The 1,878-nt window shown below is 68.0% G+C and carries 2 protein-coding genes; both read right to left on the bottom strand.

The window, feature by feature from the left end:
- A partial coding sequence (locus AAHZ94_RS33460) for a hypothetical protein (RefSeq protein WP_349997457.1) occupies nt 1-186 on the bottom strand: 186 nt, incomplete at its 3' end.
- A 117-nt stretch (nt 187-303) separates the two neighbouring features.
- Nucleotides 304-1,863 (bottom strand): LCP family protein, encoded by a 1,560-nt coding sequence (locus tag AAHZ94_RS33455; RefSeq protein WP_502964862.1) that lies wholly within the window; start codon nt 1,861-1,863, stop codon nt 304-306.
- Between the last annotated feature and the right edge of the window lie 15 nt (nt 1,864-1,878).

Raw genomic sequence — 1,878 nt, 5'->3', positions numbered from 1 at the left:
GGGGCGCTCGTCAGCCGGCGCCGGCGCCGAGTGCCGGCCGCCAGCGCCGCGCTGACCGTCCGTGGCTGCGCCGCGCTGACCAGCAGCGGGCCCGGCGTGCTGGCCACCCGCAGCGGGCCCCGCGTGCTGGCCGTCGCCCTCCTCGTACAGGCCGTCGTCCCAGCCGAGCTCGCGGGCCTCGGGCACACGTCGTCTCGATCGCTCCCCCCGTGTGCCGCCGTGCCGCATCGGGCCTCCCCGCTACTCAGTCGTGGTGCCGGCCTGATGGGCGGGCGCGTTGCAAAATGGTGCAGAAGACGAAGATTACTTCGCGCAGATGTTCTTATCGTCCGCGCCGATGCGCTGGAGGTCCTTCGGCGCCTTGCGCGGTGCGGTCAGCGGGACGCCCGCGCCCTTGAAGTCCTTGCCCAGGGTCAGTGTCATCTCCGCCATCGGTTCGGCCTCCTCGGTCCCGGGCTTGAGCGCGGACCCGGGCAGGCCCATCACGGCGGCGAGCTTCCTGGCCTGGTCGGCCTGGTTCGACGCGTACTCCAGGGTGGTCTTGTCGGTCTCCGGGGCGTTCTGGCCGTTGGCGCTGCGGATGATGCCCTCGTCATTCTGCATCCAGGTCACCGTCTCCTGCGCCGCGCCCAGCTTGCCGCTGCCGTTCAACACCCTCACCCGAACGTTCGCGGAGTCCGCCTGGGTTCCCTTCAGGCGTGCCGCTTCCTTGCTCTTTGCGGCTTTTTCCTTCTTCTTGACCTCGGTCAGCGACACGTCTTCCCTGACCATCGCGAACAGCGGCTCGGCCTTGGGCTTGTCGAGCAGGACGGTGACCTTGTCGGTGTTGTCGTAGACCGGGACCGTCACGAAGGTGATGTTCTTGGTGTTGACCTTGCTCAGGTCCTTGCCGAGGTCCATCAGCTTCTTGACGCTGCCGATGCCGGTGTCGACGGTGAGCGCGTCGGTGGCCGCGTTGCTCAGCTTCCACATCTTCTTCGGGCTGCTGAACGTGCCGCCCGACTTCATCTCCCGGATCATCGAGCTGAGGAACTGCTGCTGGAGCTTGATCCGGTCCAGGTCGCTCTCGAAGCCCACGCCGTGCCGGGTGCGGACGAAGGCGAGCGCGGTCTCGCCCTGGATGTTGTGCCGGCCCTTGCTCAGCTTCAGCTTGGACTTCGGGTCGTTGATGTCGCGCGCGAGGCACACCTCGACGCCGCCCACCGCCGTCGACAGCGTCTTGACCGCGTTGAAGTCGGCCATCATGAAGTGGTCGACCTCAAGCCCGGTCAGCTTCTCGACGGTGTTCCAGGTGCAGCCGGGGTCGCGGCCGTCCTGCCCGAGGCTGGTGTTGAACCGCACGTTGGTCAGCCCGGGGATGGACTTGCGGGAGCCGTCCTCCTGCTTGACCGAGCATTCGGGGACGTCGGTGATCAGGTCCCGCGGAATGCTCAGGGCGGTGGCGTTGGAGCGGTCCTCGGAGACGTGGAAGAGGATCGTGGTGTCCGCGTGGCCCACGCTGTCCTTGTCGCCGTAGTCCCCGTTGCCCTTGCCGCTCCGGGTGTCGGTGCCGATGACCAGGATGTTGACGGGCCCGTCGATGACGGCCGGGTTGTTCTCGCCGACGTCGACCTTCTTGATGTTGCCGTTCAGGTGCTGGTAGATCAGGTAGGCCGCGACCGACCCGCCCACCAGCAAGAACGCCATGGTGCCGCCGCCCCAGATCAGGGCCTTCTTGGTCTTGGACTTCTTCGGTTTGGGCTTGCGGCGGCTTATCGGACCGGTGGCGGCGGGTTTGTCGCCGTCCTCGTCCTGCGCGCGCGAGCCCCCCGCCTCCCGGCCCCCCCCGGGGTGGAAGCACCCCGGACCCAGGCCGCCGGACACGGTGTGGTTGAGGGG

Origin of the sequence: Streptomyces sp. HSW2009 (assembly GCF_040240285.1) — a bacterium.
Taxonomy (GTDB): Bacteria; Actinomycetota; Actinomycetes; order Streptomycetales; family Streptomycetaceae; genus Streptomyces.
The sequence above is the reverse complement of the archived record's forward strand: the minus strand, read 5'-3'. Positions and strand labels throughout refer to the sequence as shown.